Below are 23956 nucleotides of genomic sequence, written 5' to 3' on the forward strand. Positions count from 1 at the left end.
GTCGGAACGTGTCCGTCCCGTCGGAACGTGACCGTCCCGTCGCGACGTAACCGTTCCGTCGCGACGCTACGATCAAGGCATGGCAAAGGACGGCACGGACATGACCAGGACACCGGGCGTACCGGGCGGGCGGCGGACGCCGGCCGGAGCCGCCGTACTGCGCGAGGAGAAGACCGAGGCGATCCGCGCCGCGGTCTTCGCGGAGCTGGCGGCGGTGGGGTTCGCGCGGATGTCCATCGAGGGCATCGCCCGGCGGGCGGGCGTCGGCAAGACCGCCGTCTACCGGCGGTGGCGCTCCAAGCTGCACCTCGTGCTGGACGTGGTCTCCGCGGTGGCCGCCGAGGGGCTGCCGACGCCGGACACCGGGACGCTGCGCGGCGACGTACGGATGCTGCTGGAGGTCGCGGCCCGCGCGCTGCGGCACCCGATGGCCTCGCAGATCATCCCGGACCTGCTGGCCGAGGCCGCGCGCAGCCCCGAGATCGCCGAAGCGCTGCGCACCGCCCTGCTCGACAGCCAGCAGGGCGTCGCGGCGGCGATGGTGGCCCGTGCGGTCGAACGCGGCGAGCTGCGTCCGGAAGCAGACGCGCGCCTGGCCCTCGACCTGATGACCGGCCCGCTCTACTGGCGCCTGATGGTCGTGCGCGACGAACTCCCGAAGAGCTACCTGGACGAACTGGCCCTCGCGGTGGCGTCGGCCCTGGAGGCGTAGCGCGGCAACCGGCCCCGGCCAGATCTCGGCCCCGCCCCGGCCCCCGCCCCGGCCCCCGGTCCCGGTACCGGCCTCGGCCCGATCCCGGCCCCGACCCGGCCCCAGGTCTCGGTACCGGCCTCGGCCCGGCCCCCGGTCCCGGTATCGGCCCCGGCCCGGCCCCCGGCCCCGGCCTCAGTCCCGGCTCCCTCCTACGGCCACCGCGAAGGCCCCGCCCCCGCGACCCCGGACTAATCGGGCGAGCGGCGCGCGCCGCGCGGCCGAATACTGGGGAGGTGCAGTGCGCGAGGTGGCTCATTCCGGTGTGGGCCGGGTGGTGACGAGCGGGGCGTGGCCGGGCGCCGTGGAGGGCGTGACCTGTGCCGACGCACCCGTCCCGGTGGTCCCGACGGCGGCTGCTCCAGGTTGCCGGGGGCGGCGCGGCCGCGGTGACGGCCGGAGCCGCGGGGTGGGCCTGGATCGGGCCGGGGATGCCGCTGTCGCAGGTGGCCGACCCGGCGCTGGAGCGGGAGGCCGCCGCGTCCGGCGCGGAGCAGGCGTTCCTGCACGTCATCGCGCACGCCGACGACTCGCTGTACTTCATGAACCCGGCGCTGGAGCAGTCGGTGCGCAGCGGCGCCCGCTCGGTGACGGTGTGTCTGACCGGCGGTGAGTCGGACGGCCGTAACACCGCCGAGCACGGGCGCGGGGACCGGATGCCGCCACGCGACCGCCCGGCGTTCGCGCGCGCCCGTACCAACGGGCTGCGGGCCGCGCACGCGGTGATGGCCACCGGCGACCCGCTCAGCCCCTGGGACGTCGAGGCCATCTCCCTGCTGCCCGGCTTCCAGGTCGAGATCCAGACGCTGCGCGCCGCGCCGCGCAACCAGCTCGTCTTCATGGAGCTGGTGGAGGCGCGGACCGTCTCCGAGCCGCGCGCGCGGAGCCTGCGCGGGCTGTGGCTCGGCGCCGTCGACGTGCTGCCCACGCTGCGGTCGGAGGGCACTCCCGTGCAGCGCACGTTCCAGTACACCCGTGAGGAGGTCGTCGAGTCGCTGACGGCTTTGCTGGAACGGGTGCGGCCCACCGTGGTGCGCACCCTCGACCCGAACGCGGTGCATGCCCCGCATCAGCCCCCGCCCACCGACGACCCGAAGCTGCGCGGCTTCCAGTACTACGACCACCAGGACCACATCAGCTCGGCCTGTTTCACACAGGCGGCCCTGGCGGCCTACTGGGGCGGCAGGCCCAGCCGTCCCACCGTCGTGGAGAACTACATCGGGTACGAGGCGGGCGTACTGCCCAACAACGTCGACCTGCCGACCGCCCGGCGCAAGGCCGAGCTGCTGTCCGTCTACGGGTGGGCCGACGGCCGCGACTGCGGCGACCGGGCGGGCTGCGGCGACCGCAAGGTCGGCGGCTCGGCTCTCGACGGCTGGTCACGCAACTGGACGCGCAGCACCCGGCTGCGTGCCCCCGGCTCGAACAGCTGGCTGCGGCCCCTGAAGGACGGCCGGCTCGCCGCCTTCGCCGTGCTGGACGGCACCGCCGTGTGCTGGGCCGAGACCGCGCCGGGCAACGGCACCTTCAGCGGTCCGCACCGGCTCGGCGGCGGCCTCCTCCAGGGCCAGGTCCACGCGGTGAGCCACCCCGGCGGGGCGCTCCAGCTCTTCGTCTCCCGTACGGTCCTGCCCGCCCCCAACCACGCGCACCGCCGCGAGCTGCTGACCGCCCTGCAGAACGGCACCGCGCGCAACGGCGTACCGGCCTTCGGCCCGTGGGAGTCGCTGGGCACTCCGGACGCCGCGCCGCTGAAGTCCCTGGAGACGGGCTTCCCGGCGGCGGCCGTCGGCCAGGACGGCACGGTGCACCTCTTCGCCCGCGACTGGCGCGGCGGCATCGCGTACCGCAGCGGCGCCCAGGGCGGGGACTGGTCGCTGTGGCGGCACCTGGAAGCGCCGACGGCCTCCCCCGGCGCGGGGGGCCGGGTGCCGGCTGTCGTGGACGGGCTGGACGCGTGTGTGGACTCCGAGGGGCTGGTGCACGTCGTGGCGCCCAGTGACCGGGCCGTGCACCACTGGGTGTCGAGGGAGGCGGGGCAGATACCGGAGCCCACCGGGGACACCGGGCTGCCCGAGCCCGGGGGCCCGCTGAGCCTGGTGCCGCTGGGCGGCGGGGAGGTGCGCCTCGCGTACCGGCAGAGCACCACGGCCCAGGTGCTGCTGGCCGAGCGGCGGCCGCGGCCCGGGGCCTGGCGGCAGTCGGCGCGGTACGAGCCGGTCGGCGGATACGGGCGGGTGGCCCTGGCGGCCGTCGGCAAGCCCGCGCGGACCGTCGTGGTCGCGGGGCGGGACAACGCCGGCCTGCTGCGGTACGCGCTCAGCGACGCGGGGCAGGACACGCCGGGCCGCTGGCTGACGGGGAAGGTGCCGCACTCGGGCGCGGCGGCCGTCGGGCAGGACACCGACGGCCGCGCGGTGCTGGCCGTCCTCGGCAACGACGGGCGGCTGCATGTGGTGCGGCAGCGGGACGTGGGGGCGGACGGCGCGTTCCAGGAGTGGCGGGCCCAGCCGGCCCCACGGGGTCAGAGCGGCCCGGCGAAACGCGCCGGCTGAGCCTCGTCCCCCGTACGGCGGTCTGCCTCGCGGGCTGGAGCGGCACCCCCGGCCTCGCCGGCCGGAGCGGCACCCCCGGCCTCGCCGGTCGGAGCGGCACCCCCGGCCTCACTGACCGGAGCGGCACCCCCGGCCGGAGCGGCCTTCCCGGCATCCCGCGCCCGCGGCACCAGAATGCGGGTGGACACCAGATAGGTGAACGGGATCGCCAGCACCGCCGCGAGCAGCGGCGCGACGCGGGTGCCGAGCCCGCACCAGTTCACCAGCACCACCAGTCCCACGCTCTGCACCACGTAGTTCGTGACCTGCGTGAGCGGGAAGAGCAGGAACTTCTTCCAGCTCGGCCGGGTGCGGTAGGTGAAGTAGGTGTTCAGGAAGAACGAGCCGACCATGCTGAACAGGAACGCGACCGTGTAGGCGGCGAAGTACGGCATCCAGGGGTGCAGTGCCAGGTAGCACCCGTAGAAGGTGAGGGTGTTGACGCCGCCGACGACGGCGAAGCGCAGCAGCCGCCCCAGCGGCAGCCGCCCGAGCGGGGACCGGCCCCGTGACGGACGGCGGTACGGGCGGCGGTAGGGCCGATGCCTCATCGGCGGGTCCGCCCGGCGACCCGGGCCGTGGGGGTGTGGGTGGGCGCCGTCCCGTTGGTCTCCTTGACCAGGAAGTGCGGGCGCCGCTTGGTCTCGTAGTAGATGCGGCCGATGTACTCGCCGATCAGGCCGAGCATCACCATCTGGAGGCCGCCCAGACCCACGATGATCGCCACCAGCGTCACATAGCCGGGCGCGGTGATACCGCCGGCGACCGCGGCGCCGACGATCCACAGGGCGTACGCGGCGGCCAGCGCGGCCAAACTCAGGCCGGTGTAGATCGCCACCCGCAGCGGGCGGCTGTTGAAGGAGATCATCCCGTCGATGCCGTAGTTGACCAGGGCGCCGAAGCACCACTTGGTCCGGCCGCCCTCGCGCCGGGCGTTGCGGTAGTCGAAGGTGACGGTGTCGAAGCCTATCCAGGAGAACAGGCCCTTGGAGAAGCGGTTGTACTCGGGCAGCGAGACCAGCGCGTCGACGGCGGTGCGGGACAGCAGCCGGAAGTCGCCGACGCCGTCGGTCAGTTCCACGTCCACCCACTTGTTGACGGCGCGGTAGTACAGGCGGCTGCACACGCTGCGCAGCGGTTTGTCGCCGTCCCGGCTGCGCTTGGCGATGACCTGGTCGTGGCCGAGCTGGTAGAGGTCGAGCATCTTCTCGATGAGCTGGGGCGGGTGCTGGAGGTCGGCGTCCATCAGGATGACGGCGTCGCCGCTGGCCTCCTTCAGGCCCGCGAGCATCGCCGCCTCCTTGCCGAAGTTGCGGCTGAAGGAGAGGTAGCGGGTGGTGGGGCGGTGCTGCTGGGCGAGGGTGCGTATCCGGTGCAGCGTGCCGTCGGTGCTGCCGTCGTCGACGTAGCACAGCTCGTACTCGACGGCGAGCTGTCCGAGCACCACGCGGATCTCCTCGTCGAAGTGCCCGATGACTTCCTCTTCGTCGTAACAGGGGACAACGACCGAGAGCTTCATGGGGAGCCCTTTCGCCGGGGCGGAGCGCGGCGGGAGCCACCACGTCCCAGGCAGCAATTCTACTAATCAGATGAAATGTCACGATTCGAGCGAAGAGGCCGGGCGGTGCGCTCCGCCCCGGTGCCGCCGCACGCCGCAGGCGACGGCCACGGCCGCCAGCACCCCCAGCGCGGCGCCGCTCGCCGCCAGCCCCGGCAGCAGCCCGGGTGGCCGGTACGAGCAGTCCAGGCGCGTGGCGCCCGCTCCGAGCGGTACGGCGACCAGGCCGCCGAACGAGTGCGGGGCGCGGGAGGCGCCGCCGTCCACCCGGCAGCCCCAGCCGGGGACGGCCGGGACGGCGAGGACGGCCGTGCCGGTGCTGTGCGCGGGCAACTCGGCAACAAGCCCGTGGCCGTTCGACGAGAGCCGCACCGGGCCCTGCTTCCGCAGGCCGACGACGGCGGTGGCAAGTTTTTCGCGGCTCAGGCAGCCGAGCGGGTGCTCGGGGACGCGCTGGGCCCTCGGGTTGCTGAAGGCGATTGTCAGCCGTCCGTCGGGCGGGGCGACACCCAGGCCCTTGACCGGATTCGCGGTCGTCTCCCGGATGCCGAACCCGGGGGAGGTATGGCCGGCGGCCCGTACCTTGCCGTGGTACCAGGGCGCGTACCAGAAGACGTCGGAGCCCGGCGTGCAGCGGACGGTGAAGAGGGCCGCGCCGCCCCGGCGGGTCGCGGGCAGCCGCCACTCGCCGTCGACCAGGCGCGGCACCGGACGCACGGCCCCGCTCTCGGGAGCGGCCGCCGCATGGCTCCCCGCTGCGGGGCCCCCGGTGCCGCCGCTGCCCCCGCCCGCCAGGCGCAGCGTGGGCACCTCGTACACCCGCGCACCCAGTAGCCGCTCCTGGCGGGCGAAGACCGAGCCGCCGCCGACGCGGGGATCGGCGCGTACGTCCATGCCCCGCCCGGCCGTCCCGCGCCGTGACTGGTCCAGGTCGCCCGCCGACAGGCCGGGCCGTACGGTCAGCAGGGGCGCGGCGGCGGCCCGCCCCACGTCGACCGGTCCGGCCTGCGGACCGGTGCGGAAGCTGCTCACCGCCAGGACCGCGCGGCTGACGGGGTCCTCGACGCTGCGGAGGTGACGGCCGTGGATGTACCAGCCGCCGCCCAGCTCGCGCAGGGTGCGTGCGGTCCGTTCCGGTACGTAGCTGCTGTAGTACGAGCCGCCCTCGCCCCCCAGCAGCAGGGGGTCGTTGTTGGCGAACTCGTGCGGTCCGGGGTCGGTGCGGGAGCGCGGCCAGTCCTCGCGTGCCTTGATCTCCCGGTGCACCGCGATCGAGCGGTCGTCGAGCGTGATCTTCGGGTCCCACCAGGCGAGCTGGTCCCTGACGGCCGTCACGGAGAACGCCGCATAGGCCGACCCGAAGAAGACCGCGCAGGTCAGGGCGGCCGTGGCGAGGGTACGTACGGTGCTGCGCGCGCGATGCCCGGCCAGCGCCGACAGCGCGGCGAGCACCACCGGGCCGCATCCGGCCACCAGGATCCAGGTGGCCGGGCCGACCACGCTGCGGCCGCTGCACAGCGCGGCGATCAGGGCGACCAGGACGGCGCCGGCCGCCAGCTCGCGCGGGCGCGGCCGGTGCGCCAGCGCCAGCCACGCGATGATCACCAGGAGCGCGCTGAGCACGAAGGAGGCGCGGTACGGGCTGCCGTTGGGGACCGCCAGTCCGTGCCAGAGCAGCAGCGTCGGCTTCCACACGAAGGAGACCGCGACGCAGGCGGCCAGCCCGTACCAGGCGACGCGCGTCCGGACCGGAACGGCGCGGACGAACGGGAAGGCCGCCACCAGCAGCAGCCCCAGCATCCCGATGAACAGGTGCGGCGCGGGCACCGAGCCGCGCCCGCCGGGCAGCAGCTCCGCGACGAAGTCCAGCGTCGGCGGCCGCCCCCGGTAGACCGCCTCCGGCGCGGGCCGGGACGCCTTGCTGGCCTCGAGGGTGACGGTGATCGCGGGGGCCGCCAGCAGGATGCCGGTGAGCGCCATGGTGGCGGCGCGGACCAGGGAACGCAGCCGGTCGCGTACGGGCACCTCGGCGGCGAGCAGCAGGCGTACCGCCAGCACCAGCGCCATGGCGAGGCTGGCCATCGCCGCCGTGTAGAAGTTCCCCGCCCAGGACACGCCGACGAGCAGGGCGCCCGCCACCCAGCGGCGCCGGTGCAGGCACCAGTCGGCGGCGATGCCGGTCAGCGGCAGTGAGACCAGGCCCCACATCCACATGGGGTCGGCGGTGCCGTCGCTCACGACCCAGGCGCAGGTGCCGTAGCCCACCGCGAGCAGCGCGCGCGGCCAGGGCGCGCCGGGGTGCACCCGGCCGAGGAGGACGGTCATCAGGGCGGAGCCCAGGCCGATGCAGCCCAGCGTGACGAGGAACACCGGCAGCTCGGCCAGGTCGCGCGGGAAGAGGCCGACAAGCCAGGAGAACGGATTCATCAGATAGGTGAGGAAGTCGGCGAGAAAGGGCACGCCGTAACCGCTGTTCCAGTTGAGGAGCAGGTCACCGGTGGTGTTGCCGTGCAGCAAGTCCCACAGATGGGCGTGGAACGGTACGAACTGATTTCCGAGGTCGTTGACGGCGCGCGAGCGGGTACCGAACGGATAGCTGCCGAGCATCGTCATACCGAGGCAATAGGCGCCCATGGCCAGCAATGCTGCGAAAGACGGCGCGTACCACGGCGTCGCCGGGCGCCGGCCCGGCGCGGTCGGCATTTTGATCGTCACATTCACGGGGCGGCCGCGCTTCCCTGGTCACCTGCGTCTTGAGCGAGTAGATGCCGCTTTTGGGTGATGCGTTTTTCATGTACGGCATGTCGGGACCCGGATCTCGATGCGGGTGATCGTCCCCGGGTCGAGCGTCCTACGGTAAGTCAAATGTCCGCAATAATGCGGTTTGACAAGAGCGAGGTGCGGCGGCGAACGTGCGCTCGTACGCCGGTCGACGGCGTGCCGGGCCGGTCGCTGGCCAAGGTAGCTTTGGGATCCCGCAGCGCTATGAAAAGAGGATTGGGGTGCCCGTGCCTGACGTCTCCGTAGTCGTGATCGTCTATAACGACGCCGACCGGCTACCGACGGCTGTCCGGTCCGTACTGGACCAGACGCTCCACGGAGTCGAAGTTCTGATCGTCGACGACTGCAGCACGGACAGATCCTTCGACGTGGCCCGGCGGCTCGCCGCCGCCCACCCCGACCGGGTGCGGGCGCTGCAGCTGCCGGAGAACAGCGGCGGCTGCGGAGCGCCCCGCAACCACGGCGTCCAGCACGCCACCGGCCGCTACGTGATGTTCCTGGACAGCGACGACGTCCTGGAGCCGAACGCCTGCCGCAACATGCTGGAGGCGGCCGAGCGCACCGGCGCCGACCTGGTCTCCGGCATGTGTGTCCGGGTCGAGGTCGATTCCCGCAACAAGAAGCAGACCGAGTGGTATCCCTGGCTGTACTCCCGGACCCGGACGATCGAATCCGTTTCCGAATTGCCCGACCTGCTGGTCTTCGACACGCTGTCGACCAACAAGTGCTACCGGCGGGAATTCCTCCTGGCGGCCGGGCTCGTCTTTCCCGTCGGCATCCACTACGAGGACCTGCTCTTCTCGGCCCAGGCCTACGTGGCGGCCCAGCGCATCACGCTGATCCCCAACCACGTCTACTTCTGGAACGTGTTCGAGAAGGCCGCCACCAAATCGATCAGCAACCGGCGGCACGAGATCGCCAACTTCGCGCACCGCATGGAGATCCACCGCCGGGTGGACGAACTGCTGGAGCGCGAGGGGCTGGACGACCTCAAATTCCACAAGGACGTCAAGTTCCTCAAGCACGACCTCGTGCTGCATCTGCGTGATCTTCCGCTGCTGGACGAGGACTACCGCCGCGAGTTCGCCCGGATGGCCAACGGCTATCTCGCCGGTATCGCCCCCGAGGCGTACGAACGCGTCCAGCGCATTCAGGCGATCTGCGCCTACCTCCTGGCCCGGGAGGACTGGGCGAATTTGATGCCCGCGGTGGACACACTGATCAACCGCGACAAACTCTCCTCGCCGCTCGCCGAACGCGACGGCCGCATCTACTGGTGCGCCGAACACCTCGACGACCCCGAGGGCCGCCGGGTCCTGGACGTCACCGACGCCGGGTACCACACCCGCTCGGTCGGCAAGCTGTTCCTGCGCAACCAGCTCACCGCCTACGAGGACGACGGACAGGGCACCGTCCGGCTGGCCGGCACCGTCGTCAACCCGCTCGGCAAGGTCACCCCCGGCACCCCGCTGCGCGGCCGGCTCGAACTGAAGGCCCGCCGCAAGAGCCTCCAGGCGTTCTCCTTCCCGCTGACCTCCCTGCGCATCGCGGCGGACGGCCTGCACTGGGACGCCGAACTGGACCTGGCCCGCCGGCTGCGCCCGCTCGGCATGATCGACGCCGTCTGGGACGTCCGGCTGATCCTGGACGTGGACGGCGTCACCACCCGTACCCGCCTGACCGTCGGCGGCGTCGACCTCGACAGCGCCCACGCGCTGCGGGTCCGCCCCCGGCTCACCCGGCTGGTCTCCGACCGCGTCGAGCCCGCCACCTCCAAGCGCGGCCACCTCACCTTCGTCCTGGACGCCCAGGGCAAGGCGGCCCGCCGCACCAACGACGTGCTGCGGCAGGCGCTGCGCAGCCCCGCCGCCGACCTCGCCAAGAGCGGGGTGCGCAAGGCCCGCAAGGCGCAGCGCGACCTGAACTCCGGGGAGACCAAGCTGCGCGTCTACCACGAGGTGTTCAGCAAGCTGCCCGTCCGCAAGGGCCTGGTCGTCTTCGAGAGCCACCTCGGCAAGCAGTACAGCGACAGCCCCCGCGCCGTCTACGAGGAGATGCGCCGCCAGGGCGTCGACTTCGAGGCCGTGTGGTCCTACGACGGCCGGAAGCCGGAGGGCTTCCCCAAGGACGCCACCCTCGTCAAGCGCTGGAGCTGGCAGTACCTGCGCGCCCTCGCCCAGGCCGAGTTCTGGATCGACAACCAGGGCTTCCCGCTGCGCCTGGTCAAGCGCCCGGAGACCACCTACATCCAGACCTGGCACGGCTCCGCCCTCAAGCGCATGGGCTTCGACGAGCCGCGCATGAAGCTCAAGACGCGGGCCGCCAAGGCGGACTTCCAGAAGGTCCTGGACCGCTTCGACCACTTCCTGGTCCGCTCCGAGCACGACGTACGGACCCTGGCCAACGCCTTCCGGCTGCGCGACGAGGTGCTGCTGCGCAGCGGCTACCCCCGCAACGACGCGCTGGTCGCGACGCGCCGCGCCGAGGAGGCGGGCGGCGCGCGCGAACGCGGCCCGCTCGCCGAGGAGCTGGGCATCGGCGCGGACAAGACCGTGCTGCTGTACGCGCCGACCTTCCGCGCCAACCCCAACGGTTCGGTACGGGGCTTCGAACTCCCCTTTGACGTGGACGAGTTCGCCGAGCGCTTCGGCGACCGCTTCGTGCTGCTGATGCGCTCGCACTACCTGAACAACGTGGTGCTGCCGCCCTCCGTACGCGGCAAGGTCATCGACGTCACCGGGTACCACGACATCACCCCGCTGCTCCAGCTCGCCGACGGGATGATCACGGACTACTCCTCCGTGATGTTCGACTACGCCCTGCTCGACCGGCCGATGCTGTTCTTCGCGTACGACTACGAGGAGTACGCCAACGAGGCGCGCGGCACCTACTTCGACCTCAAGGAGAAGGCGCCGGGTCCGGTGCTGGAGACCGCCGAGGAGCTGTTCGCGGCGATCGAGGGCCTCAAGGCGGCCGACGACGGGCACCGGGAGGCGCGGCGCCGCTTCACCGCCGAGTTCGGCGAGTACGACCAGGGCGACGCGGCCCGCCAGATCGTCGGCCGGTTCTTCGGCGGGGGCGCAGGCGCCGACCGCCCGGCGGACAGCGGCCCGGCGTACGGCGAAGCGCTGCCCGGCCCCACCGTCATCACCGGCTCCGCGCACAGCGGTTCTTCCGTGAAGGGGGAAGCCCATGACCGGGCGTGACATCTTCATCGTCAACAACAACGTCGACGAGATGGGCGGTGTGACCACCTGGTCCCACCAGATGGCCCGGCTCTTCACCGAAAGCGGCCACCGGGTGCACGTCGTCGGCGTCGTACCGGCCCCCGAGGAGCTGCGCGCCGACCTCGGCGACGACCTGCCGTACGCCACCACGACCCTGTACGACGTGCACCCGCCCAGAGCCGTACCGGCTCCCCGCGGCATCAAGGGCCGGCTGAACATCGCCGAGCAGCGGCGGCGCGCCGCCCGCCAGGCCGGTATGCAGGAGCAGGCGGACAAGCTCAGCGCGCTGTTCCGCGGCGCCCGGCCGGGCGGCGTGGTCATCGTGACGCAGGTGTGGGCCATGGAGTGGGTGGCGCTCGCCGACACCGCGGGCCTGCCGGTCGTCGGCATGACCCACGAGTCCTTCGACGCCTGCCGCAACTCCTCGCGCTTCGGGCGGGTCAAGAAGTACTACAAGGGTGTGGACCGGCTGCTCGCGCTCACCCGCGAGGACGCCGACCGGTGGATCCGCCAGGGCATGGACAACGCGGACTTCATGCCCAACCCGCTGCCGGTGACGCCCGAGGTGCCCTCCGACCGCACCGCGAAGGTCGTCGCCAGCATCGGCCGGCTCTCCGACGAGAAGGGCGTCGACCTGCTCCTCGACACCTGGGCCGTGGTCGCGCCGGACCACCCGGACTGGACCCTGCGCATCTACGGTTCCGGCGACGACGAGGATCTGCTGAAGAAGCAGGCCGCCATGCTCGGCCTGGACGGCTCCGTGGAGTTCATGGGCCGTACCGACGACGTGGCCGGGGCGCTGCGCGGCGCGTCCGTCTTCGCCCAGTCCTCCCGGGCCGAGGGCTTCCCGCTCTCCCTCATGGAGGCGATGGCCAGCGGCGTGCCGTGTGCGGCCTTCGACTGCGCGCCCGGCGTCCACGAGATCGTGCGGGACGGCGAGGACGGCCTGCTGGCCGTGGTCGGCAACACCACCGAACTGGCCCGCCACATCGACGCCCTGATCTCCGACAAGGAACTGCGTGACCGGCTCGGCACGGCGGCGCGGGAGAACGTCCAGCGCTACTCGACCGACCGGATCCTCAAGCGCTGGGAGGATCTCTTCGCCCTGCTGGAGCGCTGAGGCACCCTGGACGGGCCGGCTCCGCACGCCGCGGGGCCGGCCCGTACCGGATGACGGAAGAGGCACACCGTGGCAGCAGACCGTCCGCCCGCTCCCGACGGCCGGGGTCCCCGCGACCCGGCCGTCTCCGTCGTCGTGCCGGTGCACAACACCCGGCGCTACCTCGGACAGTGCCTGGGGTCCGTCTTCGCCCAGAGCCTCGGGCCTGAGGCCGTCGAGGTGATCGCCGTGGACGACGGGTCCGACGACGGCAGCGGCGCCTGGCTGGACGAACAGGCCCGTACGCACCCGAACCTGACCGTGCTCCACCAGCCGCCGTCGGGCGGCGCCGGACGGCCGCGCAACGTCGGCATGGACCACGCCCGCGGCCGGTACCTCTTCTTCCTCGACTCCGACGACCACCTCGGCACCGAAGCCCTGGAACGGCTCACCGCCCTGGCCGACACCCACGGCTCCGACCTCGTCTACGGGCGCATAGTCGGCACCGGCGGGCGCCCGGCCCCCGTCGACCTGCGCACCACCAGCCCCCGCGTCACGCCCTGGGACTCGCCCGTCTACTGGACGCTGGCCGCCTACAAACTCTTCCGCCGCTCCTACGTCCAGGAGCGCGGCCTGCGCTTCGTCGAAGGGCGGCTGCTCGCCGAGGACCTGCCCTTCGGCATCAGCGCCCTGCTCGGCGCGAACACCGTCTCCGTCCTCGGCGACTACGACTGCTACTACCTCCAGGGCCGCGACGACGACTCCAACGCCAGCCGCCAGGACCTCGACTGGCCCGAGCACCTCGGCTACATCGCGACCGTGCTCGCCCAGGTCGCGGACCTGGTGCCGCCGGGCCCCGAGCGCGACACGCTCATGGTGCGCCACTTCCACGGCGAGATCCTCGCCCAGTTCGCCGCGCCGTACCTGGCCCGGGACACCGAGGGGCGCCACGCCATGGCGAAGGCCGCCCGCCCGCTGGTCGAGTCCTACCTCACCGGCCGGGTGCTGGCCGCCCTCCCGCCCCGGCTGCGGCTGCGCGCGCACTGTCTGAGGGAAGGCATGGTGGACGAGCTGAGCGAGATCATCGGCGCGGACACCGGGCGGGAGCCGGGGCCGCCGGTGACCGGCGAGGACGGCCGGGAGTACGCCGCCTACCCGTACTTCCGCGACCCGGAGCGCGGCATCCCGGACGTCTGCTACGCACTGCGGCCGGCGGAGGCCCGGGAAACGGCCTGAAAAGGCGCATGCCCGGGAAACGGCCTGAAAACCTGAGAACACGTACGCCCCCGGCGGCACCGGGGGCGTACGAAGGGGCTCGGATCAGGCGCCGGCGCGGTGGTGCTGCCAGCCCTGCCAGGCCGAGGTGATCATGTCGCGCACGTCGTGGCGGGCCTTCCAGCCCAGCTCACCGGCGATCCGGTCGGCGGCGGCGACCACCCGGGCCGGGTCGCCGGGACGGCGCGGGGTGACCTCGGCGACCGCGTCGGTGTGCCCGGTGACCTCGGTGATCAGGTCGACCATCTCCTTGACGGAGACGCCCTCGCCGCGGCCGATGTTCAGGGTCAGGTCGCGCACCGGGCCCGGCTCGGCCAGCTTGCGCGCGGCGGCCAGATGGGCGTCCGCGAGGTCCGCGACGTGGATGTAGTCGCGGATGCAGGTGCCGTCCGGCGTCGGGTAGTCGTCGCCGAAGATCCGCGGGGACGCGCCCTCGGTGAGCTTCTCGAAGACCATCGGGACGATGTTGAAGACGCCCATGTCGGCCAGCTCGGGGGTGGCGGTGCCGGCCACGTTGAAGTAGCGCAGGCACGCGGTGTTGATGCCGTGCGCCTTGCCCGCCGCGCGCGCCATCCACTCGCCGACGAGCTTGGTCTCGCCGTACGGGTTGATCGGCGCGCAGGGGGTGTCCTCGGTGACCAGGTCCACGTCCGGCATGCCGTAGACGGCCGCGGAGGACGAGAAGACGAACTGGCCGACGCCGCCCGCCGCCATCGCCTCCAGCAGCGTCTGCAGGCCGTGCACGTTCTCGCGGTAGTAGTGCAGCGGCATCTCCACGGACTCGCCGACCTGCTTCTTCGCGGCGAGGTGCACCACACCGGTGATGCCGTGCTCGGAGATCGTCCGGTCCAGCAGCTCGCGGTCCAGGGTGGAGCCCACCACCATCGGCACGCCCCCGGGGACCCGGGCGGCCACGCCCGTGGAGAGGTCGTCGAGCACCACGACCCGCTCGCCCGCCTGTGTCATGGCCCGTACGACGTGGGCGCCGATGTAGCCGGCGCCGCCCGTGATCAAGTAAGACATCTCGCCATCCTAAGGGGGTCGTTGCTCGTCGGGGGGTGCGGTGCGGACACCGCCGGGCGGCGCCCCGGAGGCCGTGACGGCCGGGTCCGGCGCGCTGACCGGGGCCGTCGCACGGCCTCCGCCGCGCCGGGCCCGGCCGCCGCCGGCCGGACCGCTGTGACATGACTAACGAGCGGGCCCGCCGACGCGACGCACCTTGCGGGCCGCGATCTGCCACGCGGTACGCATACCGGACGCCATCCGCAGCGCAAGCGCGCCGCCGGTGGTCGCGTACGGCTGTGCCAGCAGCAGGCCGTGCCGGGCGCTGGGCAGCGCGTGCCGCCGCAGCCCGGGGCCGGTGGCCCGCAGCGCGGCATGCAGGACGGAGCCGTCCGCGCAGCGCACCTGGGCGGTCAGGTCCCACGGCACGGGGGTGCCGGAACCGCTGTCGCCGCGGATGGCCAGGGCGCCGAGGTCGAGCGCCGTCTCGGCCGTCCAGGCGTCCCCGGACGGGTCCGGGGTGAGGGCGGCGGTGTGTACGGGCCCGCGGCGGCCGTCCGCCCGGCGGCGCAGCTCCACGTCGATGCTGACGGGTCCGGCGGCGGCCACCCGCCCGTACAGCTCGTGCACGCGTAGCCGCAGCAGGGAGCGGGTGCCGAGGACGGGCTCGGCGTCGACGGTCACCGGCAACTGGTCGGCGGGCAGCGCGTCCAGGCCGTCCAGTTCGGCCTCGGACAGGGCGGACGACCACACGGGACGCCCGCCGTCCCGCGCGTACGGCGGCAGCAGCCGTCCGGGGCGCGCGGCGAGCTGGGTGAGCCGGTCGGAGTCCACCGGTGCCTCGGAGGCGAGCAGGACCCGGGCGAGCCAGCGGGCCGGGGCGGTGGCGGCGAGCAGCTCGCTCTCCTCGAAGCCGGCCAGGTAGGCGCGGGTCAGCCGCCACCACTCCTGCCGGTAGTCCGCGCCGCGGGTGTGCAGCTCCCGTACGTACATCCGCAGATCGTGGTCGAGGAACTTGGTGCGCGCCGCGTGCGCGAGGCCCTTGTGCCCGGCGTCGGCGAAGATCCGCACGCTGGTGCGGTGCGCCTCGATGCGGGCCTCCCAGTTGGCGACGTCCTTGCGGTCCAGCGAGATCGACTGCTTCTTGGCGCTGCGCCGGACGTGCCAGATGTACACCTCGTCGGGGACGACCGCGAGGCGCGGGGCGGCGGCCAGCACCCGGGAGGTGAAGACGAAGTCCTCGTAGGTGAAGCGGCCGTCGGGGAAGAGGATGCCGTGATCCAGGAGGAAGGCCCGGTCGTAGAGCTTGTTGACGCACAGGGTGTCGCCGACCAGCTCGGGGTGGGCGGTGACCGGACCGAGCAGCGCGGGCGCGCGGTAGAGGTCCGGCTGCCAGGGCACCTCGCGCGGCCCCGGCAGCTCGCGGCGTACGCACAGGCCCGCCGTCACCGGGGTGTCATGGCGCAGCGCGGCCGCCAGGAGGGCGTCAACGGCGCCCGCGGGCAGCACGTCGTCGCTGTCCAGAAACATCACGAAGCGGCCGGCGGCGGCCCGCAGCCCGTCGTTGCGGGGCGTACCGCAGCCGCCGCTGTTGTCCTCCCGGTGGATCACCCGCAGCCGCGGGTGCTCGCGCGCGAGGTCGTCCAGGACCTGGCCGGTGCGGTCGGTGGAGGCGTCGTCGACCGCGATCACCTCGGCGATCGCGTCCCCCTGCGCCAGCGCGGAGCGCACCGCCTCGCCGACCAGCGTGGCGTCGTTGTAGGCGATGACGACGATGCTGACCTGCGCGGACGGCGTGCGGGCAGGTTCCGGCCGCGGCTCTGGGGCTTCATTCACAGTCACTACATCTACATTTCGTGTCGGTGTGGTCGGCGCCGGAGGGCCGAGGGCTGCCGCCTCCTCTGCGCGGAGGCGGCAAGTCGGCCCGCGGTTGCGTGCGCGCCCCTGCTCAGGGCCATCTTGCCGCCCCGCGCCCCACGGCCGGGCGCGGGGCCCGCCGCCTGCGGTCCGTGGGCCCCTCCGCCCGTGGCCCGTGGACCCGCCGTCCGTCGCGTACCGCTCGACTCGCCCCACAGTGGCGGGTCACCGGCCCTGGGCCGAACGGGTGACAAGCGCGATCGACAGTAAGTAGCCGTGCGATTACGCTCTGCGTCCGTCCCCCTGTGTACTCCCCGACCTTGGGATGGCCATGCCCCGGTTCAGCGTCATCGTCCCCGCCCGCAGCGTCCAGGGCTTTCTGCGCGCCTGCCTGGACTCCGTACTGGAGCAGTCCCACCGGGACGTGGAGCTGATCGCCGTCGACGACTGCTCGGCGGACGCCACCGGCGCGATCATCGACGAGTACGCGCGCCGCGACCCGCGCCTGACCGCCCTGCACCAGCGCCGCCCGAGCGGCGCCGGTCCGTCCCGCAACGCCGGTGCCGCACTGGCCCGCGGTGACTACCTGCTCTTCCTCGACGGCGACGACACGCTGGCCCCCGGCGCCCTGGCCGCCGTCGACGCACGGCTGCGGGCGTGCGGCGAGCCGGACGTCCTGCTGTGGGACCACGAACGGATGGACGTCTGGGAACGGCGGCGGCCCAGCGGCGACGGCGCCTTCCTGGAGGCGGCGGGGGACGCGGTGTTCGACGCCGTCCAGCGCCCCGGCGTGCTCGGCGTCGAACCCGCCGCGTGGAACCGCGCGGTGCGCCGCGAGCACTGGACCGGCCGGGGACTCGCCTTCGCCGACGGCCCGTACGAGGACGTCCCGTACGCGTACGGGAGCCTGCTGACCGCCGGGCGCGTCGCGACGCTGGACCAGGTGTGCGTCACCTGGCGCGAGCGGCGGCGGGGCAGCGCCGTCACCACACCCGGGCGCCATCACTTCGTTGCCGTCGAGCGCTACGAGGAACTGTTCGCCCGGCTCGACGGTCTGGTGCCGGGGGAGCGGGACGGCGAGGGGGCCGGCGACGGTCTGCTGCCGCTGCGGACCGTCCTGCACGCCCGGATGACCGACCGGCTGCTGGCGATCCTCGACGACCCCGACCGCATCGTGCCCGCCGACCGCGCCGCCTTCTTCCGCGCCGCGAGCCGCTGCATCCGCGCGCACCGGCCGGACGGCGCGCCGCTGCCCGCCGCACTGCGCTCGTACCGCGCCTACCGGTCGCTGCACGGCGCTCAGGTGCTGCGGCGCGAGGTGGCCAAGGAACTGCGGGACCGCGGCGAGGCCGCTGCCCGTACGGCCTTCCGGCGCTACTACGGCCTGCGGCTGCACACCCCGCTCGACGCCGACCTGGTGCTCTACGGCGCGCGCGGCAACCGCGCGGTGACCGGCAACCCGTACGCTGTCGACCGCAAGGCCCGCGAGATCGCGCCCCAGCTGCACGGCGTCTGGGCCGTCCACCAGGACGCGGTGGACGCCGTCCCGGCAGGCGCGGACCACGTCACCGTCGGCTCCCGCCGCTACTGGGAACTGCTGGCCCGCGCCACCTACCTGGTCACCGACGGCGACTTTCCCGGCGCGGCCGGGCGGCCGGGACAGATCTGCCTCCAGACCCACCAGGGCACCCCGCTGAAGGCCACCGGCCTGGACTCGCACCGCTACCCGGGCACCCCGGCGGGGCCGGGCCCCGGCCGCGCGCTGGAACACGCCGACCAGTGGGACTTCTGCCTCTCCGCCAACCAGCACTCCAGCGAGATCTGGCAGCGCGCCTACCCCAGCTCGTACGAGACGCTGGCCACCGGCTTCCCCCGCAACGACCGGTACGCCACCGCCACCGCGGCCGAAGTGCGCGCCCTGCGGGCCGCGTTCGGCATCCGGCCCGGCGCGACCGCCGTCCTGTACGCGCCCACCCACCGCGTCCGGCCGGACGGCGCCGTCCCGCCGCTGGACGTGGTCCGCCTCGCCGCGGCACTCGGCCCGCGCTTCCAACTGCTGGTCCGCGAACACCCGTACAGCGGCCCGCACCAGGGCGCGCACCCGCGCACGGCCGCGCTCCAGGAGGAGGGCGCGGTCCTGGACGTCTCCGGCCACCCGCACATCGAGGACCTGTGCCTGGCCGCCGACGCGCTGCTGTGCGACTTCTCCTCGGTCCTGTTCGACTACGCCGGCCTCGACCGGCCGATCGTCGTGCACACCGCCGACTGGGACGCCTTCCGGCTCACCCGCGGCGTCTACGTCGACCTGCTGTCCGGGCGGCCCGGCGACACCCCCGGCGTCCTCGCGGCGGACGAGGCGGACATCGCCGGGGCCTTCCACTCGGGGCGCTGGGACGGCCCGGCGGCGGCGGCGCTGCGGGCCGCCTTCCGGGAGCGTTTCTGCCAGTACGACGACGGGCTGGCCGCGGAACGGGTGGTGCGCCGGGTGCTCCTCGGCGAGGACGACCTGCTGCCCCTGCTGCCGCCCGGCGAACGCCGCACCGCCCCGTCGCCCCGGGCCGCCGAACGGGCCGCGGCCCGGCAGGACGGCGCCACCCGCACCCTCACGGGGCCCGGCGCGGTCGTCGGGTGAGACGGGCCGGCGTGTGCTCAGCGGGCCGCCGAGCGGCGGCGGGCGGCGACGACGGCCTTGGTGATGAACGGCGGCAGGACGTTCACCGCGAGCCGGCGGGCCGGGCTCCGGCGGGCCCGGGCGGCGGCCGGACGGGACGCGGCGGCACGCGCGGGCGTCCGCGCCCCGGAGGCGGAGGAGGCGGAGGAGGCCGCGGCAGCCGGGGCGGCGTCGCGCGCGGCCTCCGTACGGTGCCGCGAGACCGGGTGCGCGGGCTCCTTGGCGTTCTTGGCGCTCAGCCGGATCAGCGGCGCCCCGTTGACCTCCTGCACCTCGTGCCACACCCCCTCGCGGCCGGTCAGCCACGCCAGCAGCGCCGCCTGTACGGGCGCGGGGTCGCCCCAGGTGCCGTAGAACTTGGTCGGCGTGATGCAGATCGGACGCAGCGCCAGGCCGGTGACCGCCTGCCAGGTGGCGGCCGCCACCCCGGGGCAGTGCTCGGCGCGGAAGTCGTCGAGGACGACGACGCCCTGGGGCGTGAGCAGGTCGCGCACCGTGACGATGTCGCCGTGCACATGCTCGTACAGATGCGAGGCGTCGATGTGCGCGAAGCGGCAGCTGCCCGGCTCGACGTGCTGCGCCACGCTGGAGCTGAGACCCTGCACGATCTCCGGCAGCTCGTCGTGGAAGGCCAGGTAGTTCGCCTCGAAGGCGCGGCGCGTCAGGGTGGCGTAGGACTTCGCCATCTCCTTGGAGTTGGACGCGTCCTCGGCGGGGGAGTCGAACAGGTCGCAGACCGTGAAGCGGTCGCCGGGCCGCAGCCGGGCGCCCATGAAGATGGCGCTCTTGCCCAGGTAGGCGCCGAGTTCGAGCAGGTCGCCCGGCTCGGCCCGGTCCTCCTGGCGGGCCAGGAACCAGTCGAAGAGCAACTGGTCGGCGGTGAAGAACCAGCCTTTGACGTCGGACAGCCGCCCGGGGCGCGGGAGGTGTCCGTCACTGAGGTCTGCGGTGCGGGCAGTCATGTGCGGTCCGTCTCCAGACGGTCGAGGGGGTCGGGCCCGTGCGGCGCGCGCGGACGCCCGCGCCGCGGCGGCCGTACCCGCCGTCGGCGTGCCCGTCATCGTGGGGCAGCAACGTGAACGGAAAGTGGCGTACGGCACAGCGTTCCCTTACGCCACCGCACCCGTTCCCGTACCCCTGCGGCGTCACCCGCCCGGCGCGCTCACTTCACCGCGCCCGCCATCACCCCGGACACGAACTGCCGCTGGAAGGCGAAGAAGACGACCAGCGGGACCACCATCGACAGGAACGCGCCGGGCGCCAGCACGTCGATGTTGTTGCCGAACTGGCGTACCTCCTGCTGGAGCGCGACCGTGATCGGCGGGCTGCCGCTGTCCGCGAAGATCAGCGCCACCAGCAGGTCGTTCCACACCCACAGGAACTGGAAGATGCCCAGCGAGGCGATGGCGGGCCCGCCCAGCGGCAGCACCACCCGGGTGAACAGGCGGATCTCGTTGGCGCCGTCCAGCCGGGCCGCCTCCAGCAGTTCGCGCGGGATCTCGGCGAAGAAGTTGCGCAGCAGAAACACCGCGAAGGGCAGACCGAAGGCGGTGTGGAAGAGGATCACCCCGGGCGTCGTCTCGAACAGCCCGATCGCGCCGAACAGCTCGGCGACGGGAATCAGCGCGACCTGCACGGGCACGACCAGCAGCCCGACCACGACCATGAACCACGCGTCGCGGCCGGGGAAGTCCATCCAGGCGAACGCGTAACCGGCCAGCGCCCCGATGACGACCACCAGCACCGTCGCCGGCACCGTGATCAGCGCGGTGGTCAGCAGCGAGTCCATCACCTTGGCGTTCTCCAGGAGATGGCCGTAGCTGGCCCAGGTGAGCTGGGCGGGCTCGGTGAACACCGTCCACCAGCCGGACTCGGCGATGTCCTGCGGCGCGCGCAGCGAGGACACCAGCAGGCCGACCGTCGGCATCAGCCAGAACAGCCCGACCAGGATCAGCACGATCCGCAGGACACCGCCGCCCGTGCGGGCCGCGATCCGGGCGGGCAGCGACTGCTTGGCCCGTACGACACCGTCGGCGGTCGTCATCGCCCGCGCTCCTTCCGTAGGCGCCGGAGATTGACGTACATCACCGGCAGCACGAGCAGCAGCAGGAACACCGCGATGGCGCTGCCGATGCCCTGGTCCACATCCGTGCCGAAGGACGACTGGAAGAGCTGGAGGGCCAGGACGTTGGCGTCCTTGAGGCTGGAGCCGGGCGCGATGATGTAGACCAGGTCGAAGATCTTCAGCACGTTGATCATGAGCGTGACCAGCACGACGATCAGCACGGGCGCCAGCAGCGGCACCGTCACCCGGCGGAAGACCTGCCACTCGTTGGCGCCGTCCACCCGCGCCGCCTCCAGCAGTTCCCGCGGCATCCCGGCCAGGCCCGCCGCGATCAGCACCATCGCGAACCCGGCCCACATCCACACGTACGCGCCGATGATGGCCGGGGTGACCAGGGCCGGGCCGAGCCAGTTCACCCCGTTGTAGGCCGCGGCGAAGTTCGCCGCCGGCAGCCGCAGCAGGGCGCCGTCCGCCGCGGCGGGCAGCGTGAACCGCCCGTCCGGGCCGGTGGTCGCGCTCGCCACGGTCCGGCCGTCCTTGACCGCCTCGACGGTCAGGCCGGGCAGCCCCTTCTCGGTGCGGTCGATGATGTTCGCGGTGCCGCCGCCACCGCGGGTGAAGTCCAGCCAGGCGGTGCCGGTGACCTTGCCCGGCTCCGGGCGCGCGGCCGTCGCGGGGCGCGCCTCGCCCAGGTCGCCGGGCTGGACGGCCACCAGCGGCAGGTTCGCCGGATCGCCCGCGCGCACCGGCTTCGCCGTGGTGTACGCGCCGCCGGAGGCCGTCAGGCCGGAGTCGGTCCGCGGCTTGGCGCCCGGGTACGGCGCGGGCTTCGCGAACGTGTCGTGGATGCCGACCCACACGGCGTTGGCGACGCCGCGCTCCGGGTCCTGGTCGTACACCAGCCGGAAGATGATGCCCGCGGCCAGCATCGAGATCGCCATCGGCATGAAGACGACCAGCTTGAAGGCGGTGCCCCAGCGGACCCGTTCGGTGAGCACCGCGAAGATCAGGCCGAGCGCGGTGGACACGGTCGGGGCCACCACGACCCAGATGACGTTGTTCTTCAGCGCGATCCGGATGCGCTCGTCCGAGAACAGCTCGACGTAGTTGCCCAGCCCCACGAAGCCGTCGCCGGACGTGTCGAACAGGCTCCGGTAGACCGAGAAGCCGATGGGGTAGACCACCAGCGCCCCGAGCAGGACGAGGGCGGGCAGCAGGAAGACGGCGGCGACCCAGGGGCGGGTGCCCGCCACACTCTTGACCCGGCGCAGCGTGCCGGTGCGCGGGCGGACCGGGCCGGCCGGCCCGCCCGCGGTCGCAGCGTTCATGGTGGTGTCCCCCGGTCGATGCGGTCGGCGGCGGTGCGCGCCGTGGGTGCGCTGCTGCGGTGGCGGGCCCGCGGGAGGCCCGCCACCGTACGGACGCCCCGGGTCAGCTGCCGTACGCCTTGGCGGCGTCCTGCTCCAGCTTCTTCTGGGTGCCCGCGATGTCCTTCGGGTTCTTCAGGAAGTCCTGGAGGTCCTTCCACTCGCCCTGGCCCGGCTTGCCGCCGAAACTGGCCGGTGCCTGGTCGGACATGTCGAAGCGGAAGTCGTCGCCCGCCTTGATCAGCGCATCGGCGATCTCGCGCATCGTGTCGTTGGCGTACGCGGCCCGGTCCAGCTCCTTGTTGGGGGAGATGAACCCGCCGGCCTGCGCCCAGATCTTCGCGGCGTCCGTGGAGGCGAGGAAGGTGAGCAGGGCCTGCGCGCCCTTGGTGTCCTTCAGGGCCACCGCCGCGTCGCCGCCGGTGACCACCGGCGAGCGGGAGCCCACCGCGGGGAACGGGAAGACCTTGGCGTCCTTGCCGACCTCGGCCTTGGTCTGCGCGATGTTGGTGGCGGCGTAGTCGGCGGAGGAGACCATGGCGGCCTTCGGCGGCTCGCCGCTGAAGGTCTGGGTGACCGACGCCGGGAACTGGGTCTGCAGCGCACCGTTGTTGCCGCCGGCCAGCAGTCCCGGCGTGCCGAAGAGGCGGCCCAGCGCGGTCAGCGCCTGGGTGACGGACGGGTCGGTCCACTTGATCTTGTGCTGGGCCAGCAGGTCGTACTTCTCCGGTCCGGCCTGGGAGAGGTAGATGTTCTCGAACCAGTCGGTCAGCGTCCAGCCGTCCGCGCCGCCCACCGAGACCGGCGGCACCCCGGAGTCCGCGACGGTCTGCGCCGTCTTCAAGAACTCCGCCCAGTCCTTCGGCTCGGCCACCCCCGCGTCCTCGAACGCCTTGGTGTTGTACCAGACCAGCGACTTGTTGCTGGCCTTGTAGTACACGCCGTACTCGGTGCTGTTGTACGAGCCCAGCCGCCGCCAGCCCGGGGAGAAGTTCTTGGCGAGCTGCTCCTTGGCCTCGGGGCCGAGCGGCTTGAGCCAGCCCTTGCGCGCGAACTCCCGCAACACGCCGACCTGCGGCGGGAACGCCACGTCCGGCTGCCCGCCACCGGCCACCTTCGAGCCGATGAAGCCGGCCATGTCGTCGCCGCTGGGGATGTAGTCGACGGTCGCGCCGGTGCGCTTCTCGAACTCCTCCAGCACCTTCAGGAAGCTCGCCCGCTCCGGGCCGGTCCACACCGCCGAGACCTGGAGTTTCTGGCCGGTCAGCTTGGGGAGCTGGACGGAGACGCCGCCGCTGCTGCCCTCACTGCCGCCTTTGCTCTTGCCGCCGTCGCCGCCGCCGTTGCCGCCGCAGGCGGTCAGTGTCAGCGCGCCCGCCGCGGCAAGTGCCAGGGCGGCGCGGGTGGTTGCGGTGGCGCGCGCGCCGGCGCGCCGTGTGCGTGAAGTGCCCATCCCCGTAGACCCCTCCCGTGCGGTGCACCGAGCGCCGTGTGGCGGTCCGCGCCGTGCGACGGTCCGCCGGGCACAGTCCTACGCCCGGAGCACCGGCCCCGCAATACCGCCTCCGGCCCCAACTGGCCTTTCGTGACCGGCCCGTTACCCCTCGCGTACACCTCACGATCGCGTCACGTACGGCGCGCCGGAGCACGGCACGCCGTAGCCGCGTGCGGACGCCGGGGCACCCAGGCCGGGGCCGGGCCACCGGCTC

Annotated in this window: 14 protein-coding genes and 1 pseudogene; 6 read left to right on the forward strand and 9 right to left on the reverse strand. The window is 73.1% G+C overall.

The window, feature by feature from the left end; genetic code table 11:
* The first annotated feature begins 79 nt into the window (after positions 1 to 79).
* On the forward strand, positions 80 to 712 hold the full coding sequence (locus tag OEIGOIKO_RS25865) for a TetR/AcrR family transcriptional regulator (RefSeq protein ID WP_125056021.1): 633 nt from the start codon (positions 80 to 82) through the stop codon (positions 710 to 712).
* A 359-nt stretch (positions 713 to 1071) separates the two neighbouring features.
* Positions 1072 to 3306: a PIG-L family deacetylase gene (locus tag OEIGOIKO_RS25875; protein WP_170251858.1), complete on the forward strand. Its 2235-nt coding sequence runs from the start codon at positions 1072 to 1074 to the stop codon at positions 3304 to 3306.
* Positions 3307 to 3434: 128 nt separating this feature from the next.
* On the opposite strand, the pseudogene OEIGOIKO_RS25880 reads toward OEIGOIKO_RS25875, so the two are convergent.
* From OEIGOIKO_RS25880 to OEIGOIKO_RS25890, 3 genes and pseudogenes are all read right to left on the reverse strand, one after another.
* Positions 3435 to 3896, reverse strand: a pseudogene (locus OEIGOIKO_RS25880) (GtrA family protein); the annotation flags it as partial.
* Positions 3893 to 4864, reverse strand: a complete 972-nt coding sequence (locus OEIGOIKO_RS25885) for a glycosyltransferase family 2 protein (protein ID WP_125056023.1) — start codon at positions 4862 to 4864, stop codon at positions 3893 to 3895. The gene OEIGOIKO_RS25885 and the pseudogene OEIGOIKO_RS25880, both read right to left, overlap by 4 nt.
* A 78-nt stretch (positions 4865 to 4942) precedes the next feature.
* Entirely contained in the window at positions 4943 to 7537 is a 2595-nt protein-coding gene (locus OEIGOIKO_RS25890; RefSeq protein ID WP_246177533.1) for a YfhO family protein, read from the reverse strand.
* A gap of 368 nt (positions 7538 to 7905) precedes the next feature.
* Between OEIGOIKO_RS25890 and OEIGOIKO_RS25895 the strand changes: the two genes are divergently transcribed.
* The 3 genes from OEIGOIKO_RS25895 to OEIGOIKO_RS25905 all read left to right on the forward strand — a co-directional run bounded on the left by OEIGOIKO_RS25895 (position 7906) and on the right by OEIGOIKO_RS25905 (position 13246).
* Positions 7906 to 10890 (forward strand): bifunctional glycosyltransferase/CDP-glycerol:glycerophosphate glycerophosphotransferase, encoded by a 2985-nt coding sequence (locus tag OEIGOIKO_RS25895; RefSeq protein WP_246177534.1) that lies wholly within the window; start codon positions 7906 to 7908, stop codon positions 10888 to 10890.
* Positions 10877 to 12031 (forward strand): glycosyltransferase, encoded by a 1155-nt coding sequence (locus OEIGOIKO_RS25900; protein WP_125056025.1) that lies wholly within the window; start codon positions 10877 to 10879, stop codon positions 12029 to 12031. Before OEIGOIKO_RS25895 ends, OEIGOIKO_RS25900 begins: the two co-directional genes overlap by 14 nt.
* Before the next feature lie 69 nt (positions 12032 to 12100).
* Positions 12101 to 13246: a glycosyltransferase family 2 protein gene (locus tag OEIGOIKO_RS25905; RefSeq protein ID WP_125056026.1), complete on the forward strand. Its 1146-nt coding sequence runs from the start codon at positions 12101 to 12103 to the stop codon at positions 13244 to 13246.
* 84 nt (positions 13247 to 13330) lie between these two features.
* Here the strand turns inward: OEIGOIKO_RS25905 and galE are convergent, their stop codons facing one another.
* The gene (galE, locus tag OEIGOIKO_RS25910; RefSeq protein ID WP_125056027.1) at positions 13331 to 14308 is read right to left on the reverse strand and encodes a UDP-glucose 4-epimerase GalE; all 978 of its coding nucleotides are present in this window, start codon (positions 14306 to 14308) and stop codon (positions 13331 to 13333) included.
* Positions 14309 to 14473: 165 nt separating this feature from the next.
* Positions 14474 to 16123, reverse strand: coding sequence for a glycosyltransferase family 2 protein (locus tag OEIGOIKO_RS25915; RefSeq protein WP_170251860.1), 1650 nt, complete (start codon positions 16121 to 16123; stop codon positions 14474 to 14476).
* Between the two features lie 352 nt (positions 16124 to 16475).
* On the opposite strand from OEIGOIKO_RS25915, the gene OEIGOIKO_RS25920 reads away from it, so the two are divergent.
* Complete coding sequence (locus OEIGOIKO_RS25920) at positions 16476 to 18776, forward strand: bifunctional glycosyltransferase/CDP-glycerol:glycerophosphate glycerophosphotransferase (RefSeq protein ID WP_125056029.1); 2301 nt, start codon at positions 16476 to 16478, stop codon at positions 18774 to 18776.
* Positions 18777 to 18793: 17 nt separating this feature from the next.
* Here the strand turns inward: OEIGOIKO_RS25920 and OEIGOIKO_RS25925 are convergent, their stop codons facing one another.
* The 4 genes from OEIGOIKO_RS25925 to OEIGOIKO_RS25940 all read right to left on the reverse strand — a co-directional run bounded on the left by OEIGOIKO_RS25925 (position 18794) and on the right by OEIGOIKO_RS25940 (position 23700).
* Positions 18794 to 19777 (reverse strand): class I SAM-dependent methyltransferase, encoded by a 984-nt coding sequence (locus tag OEIGOIKO_RS25925; protein WP_125056030.1) that lies wholly within the window; start codon positions 19775 to 19777, stop codon positions 18794 to 18796.
* Between the two features lie 200 nt (positions 19778 to 19977).
* Positions 19978 to 20859, reverse strand: a complete 882-nt coding sequence (locus OEIGOIKO_RS25930) for a carbohydrate ABC transporter permease (protein ID WP_031007498.1) — start codon at positions 20857 to 20859, stop codon at positions 19978 to 19980.
* Positions 20856 to 22208 (reverse strand): carbohydrate ABC transporter permease, encoded by a 1353-nt coding sequence (locus tag OEIGOIKO_RS25935; RefSeq protein WP_125056031.1) that lies wholly within the window; start codon positions 22206 to 22208, stop codon positions 20856 to 20858. The genes OEIGOIKO_RS25930 and OEIGOIKO_RS25935 overlap by 4 nt, the downstream gene beginning before the upstream one ends.
* Before the next feature lie 103 nt (positions 22209 to 22311).
* Entirely contained in the window at positions 22312 to 23700 is a 1389-nt protein-coding gene (locus OEIGOIKO_RS25940; RefSeq protein ID WP_125056032.1) for an ABC transporter substrate-binding protein, read from the reverse strand.
* Between the last annotated feature and the right edge of the window lie 256 nt (positions 23701 to 23956).

Source organism: Streptomyces paromomycinus (assembly GCF_003865155.1).
Taxonomy (GTDB): domain Bacteria; phylum Actinomycetota; class Actinomycetes; order Streptomycetales; family Streptomycetaceae; genus Streptomyces; species Streptomyces chrestomyceticus.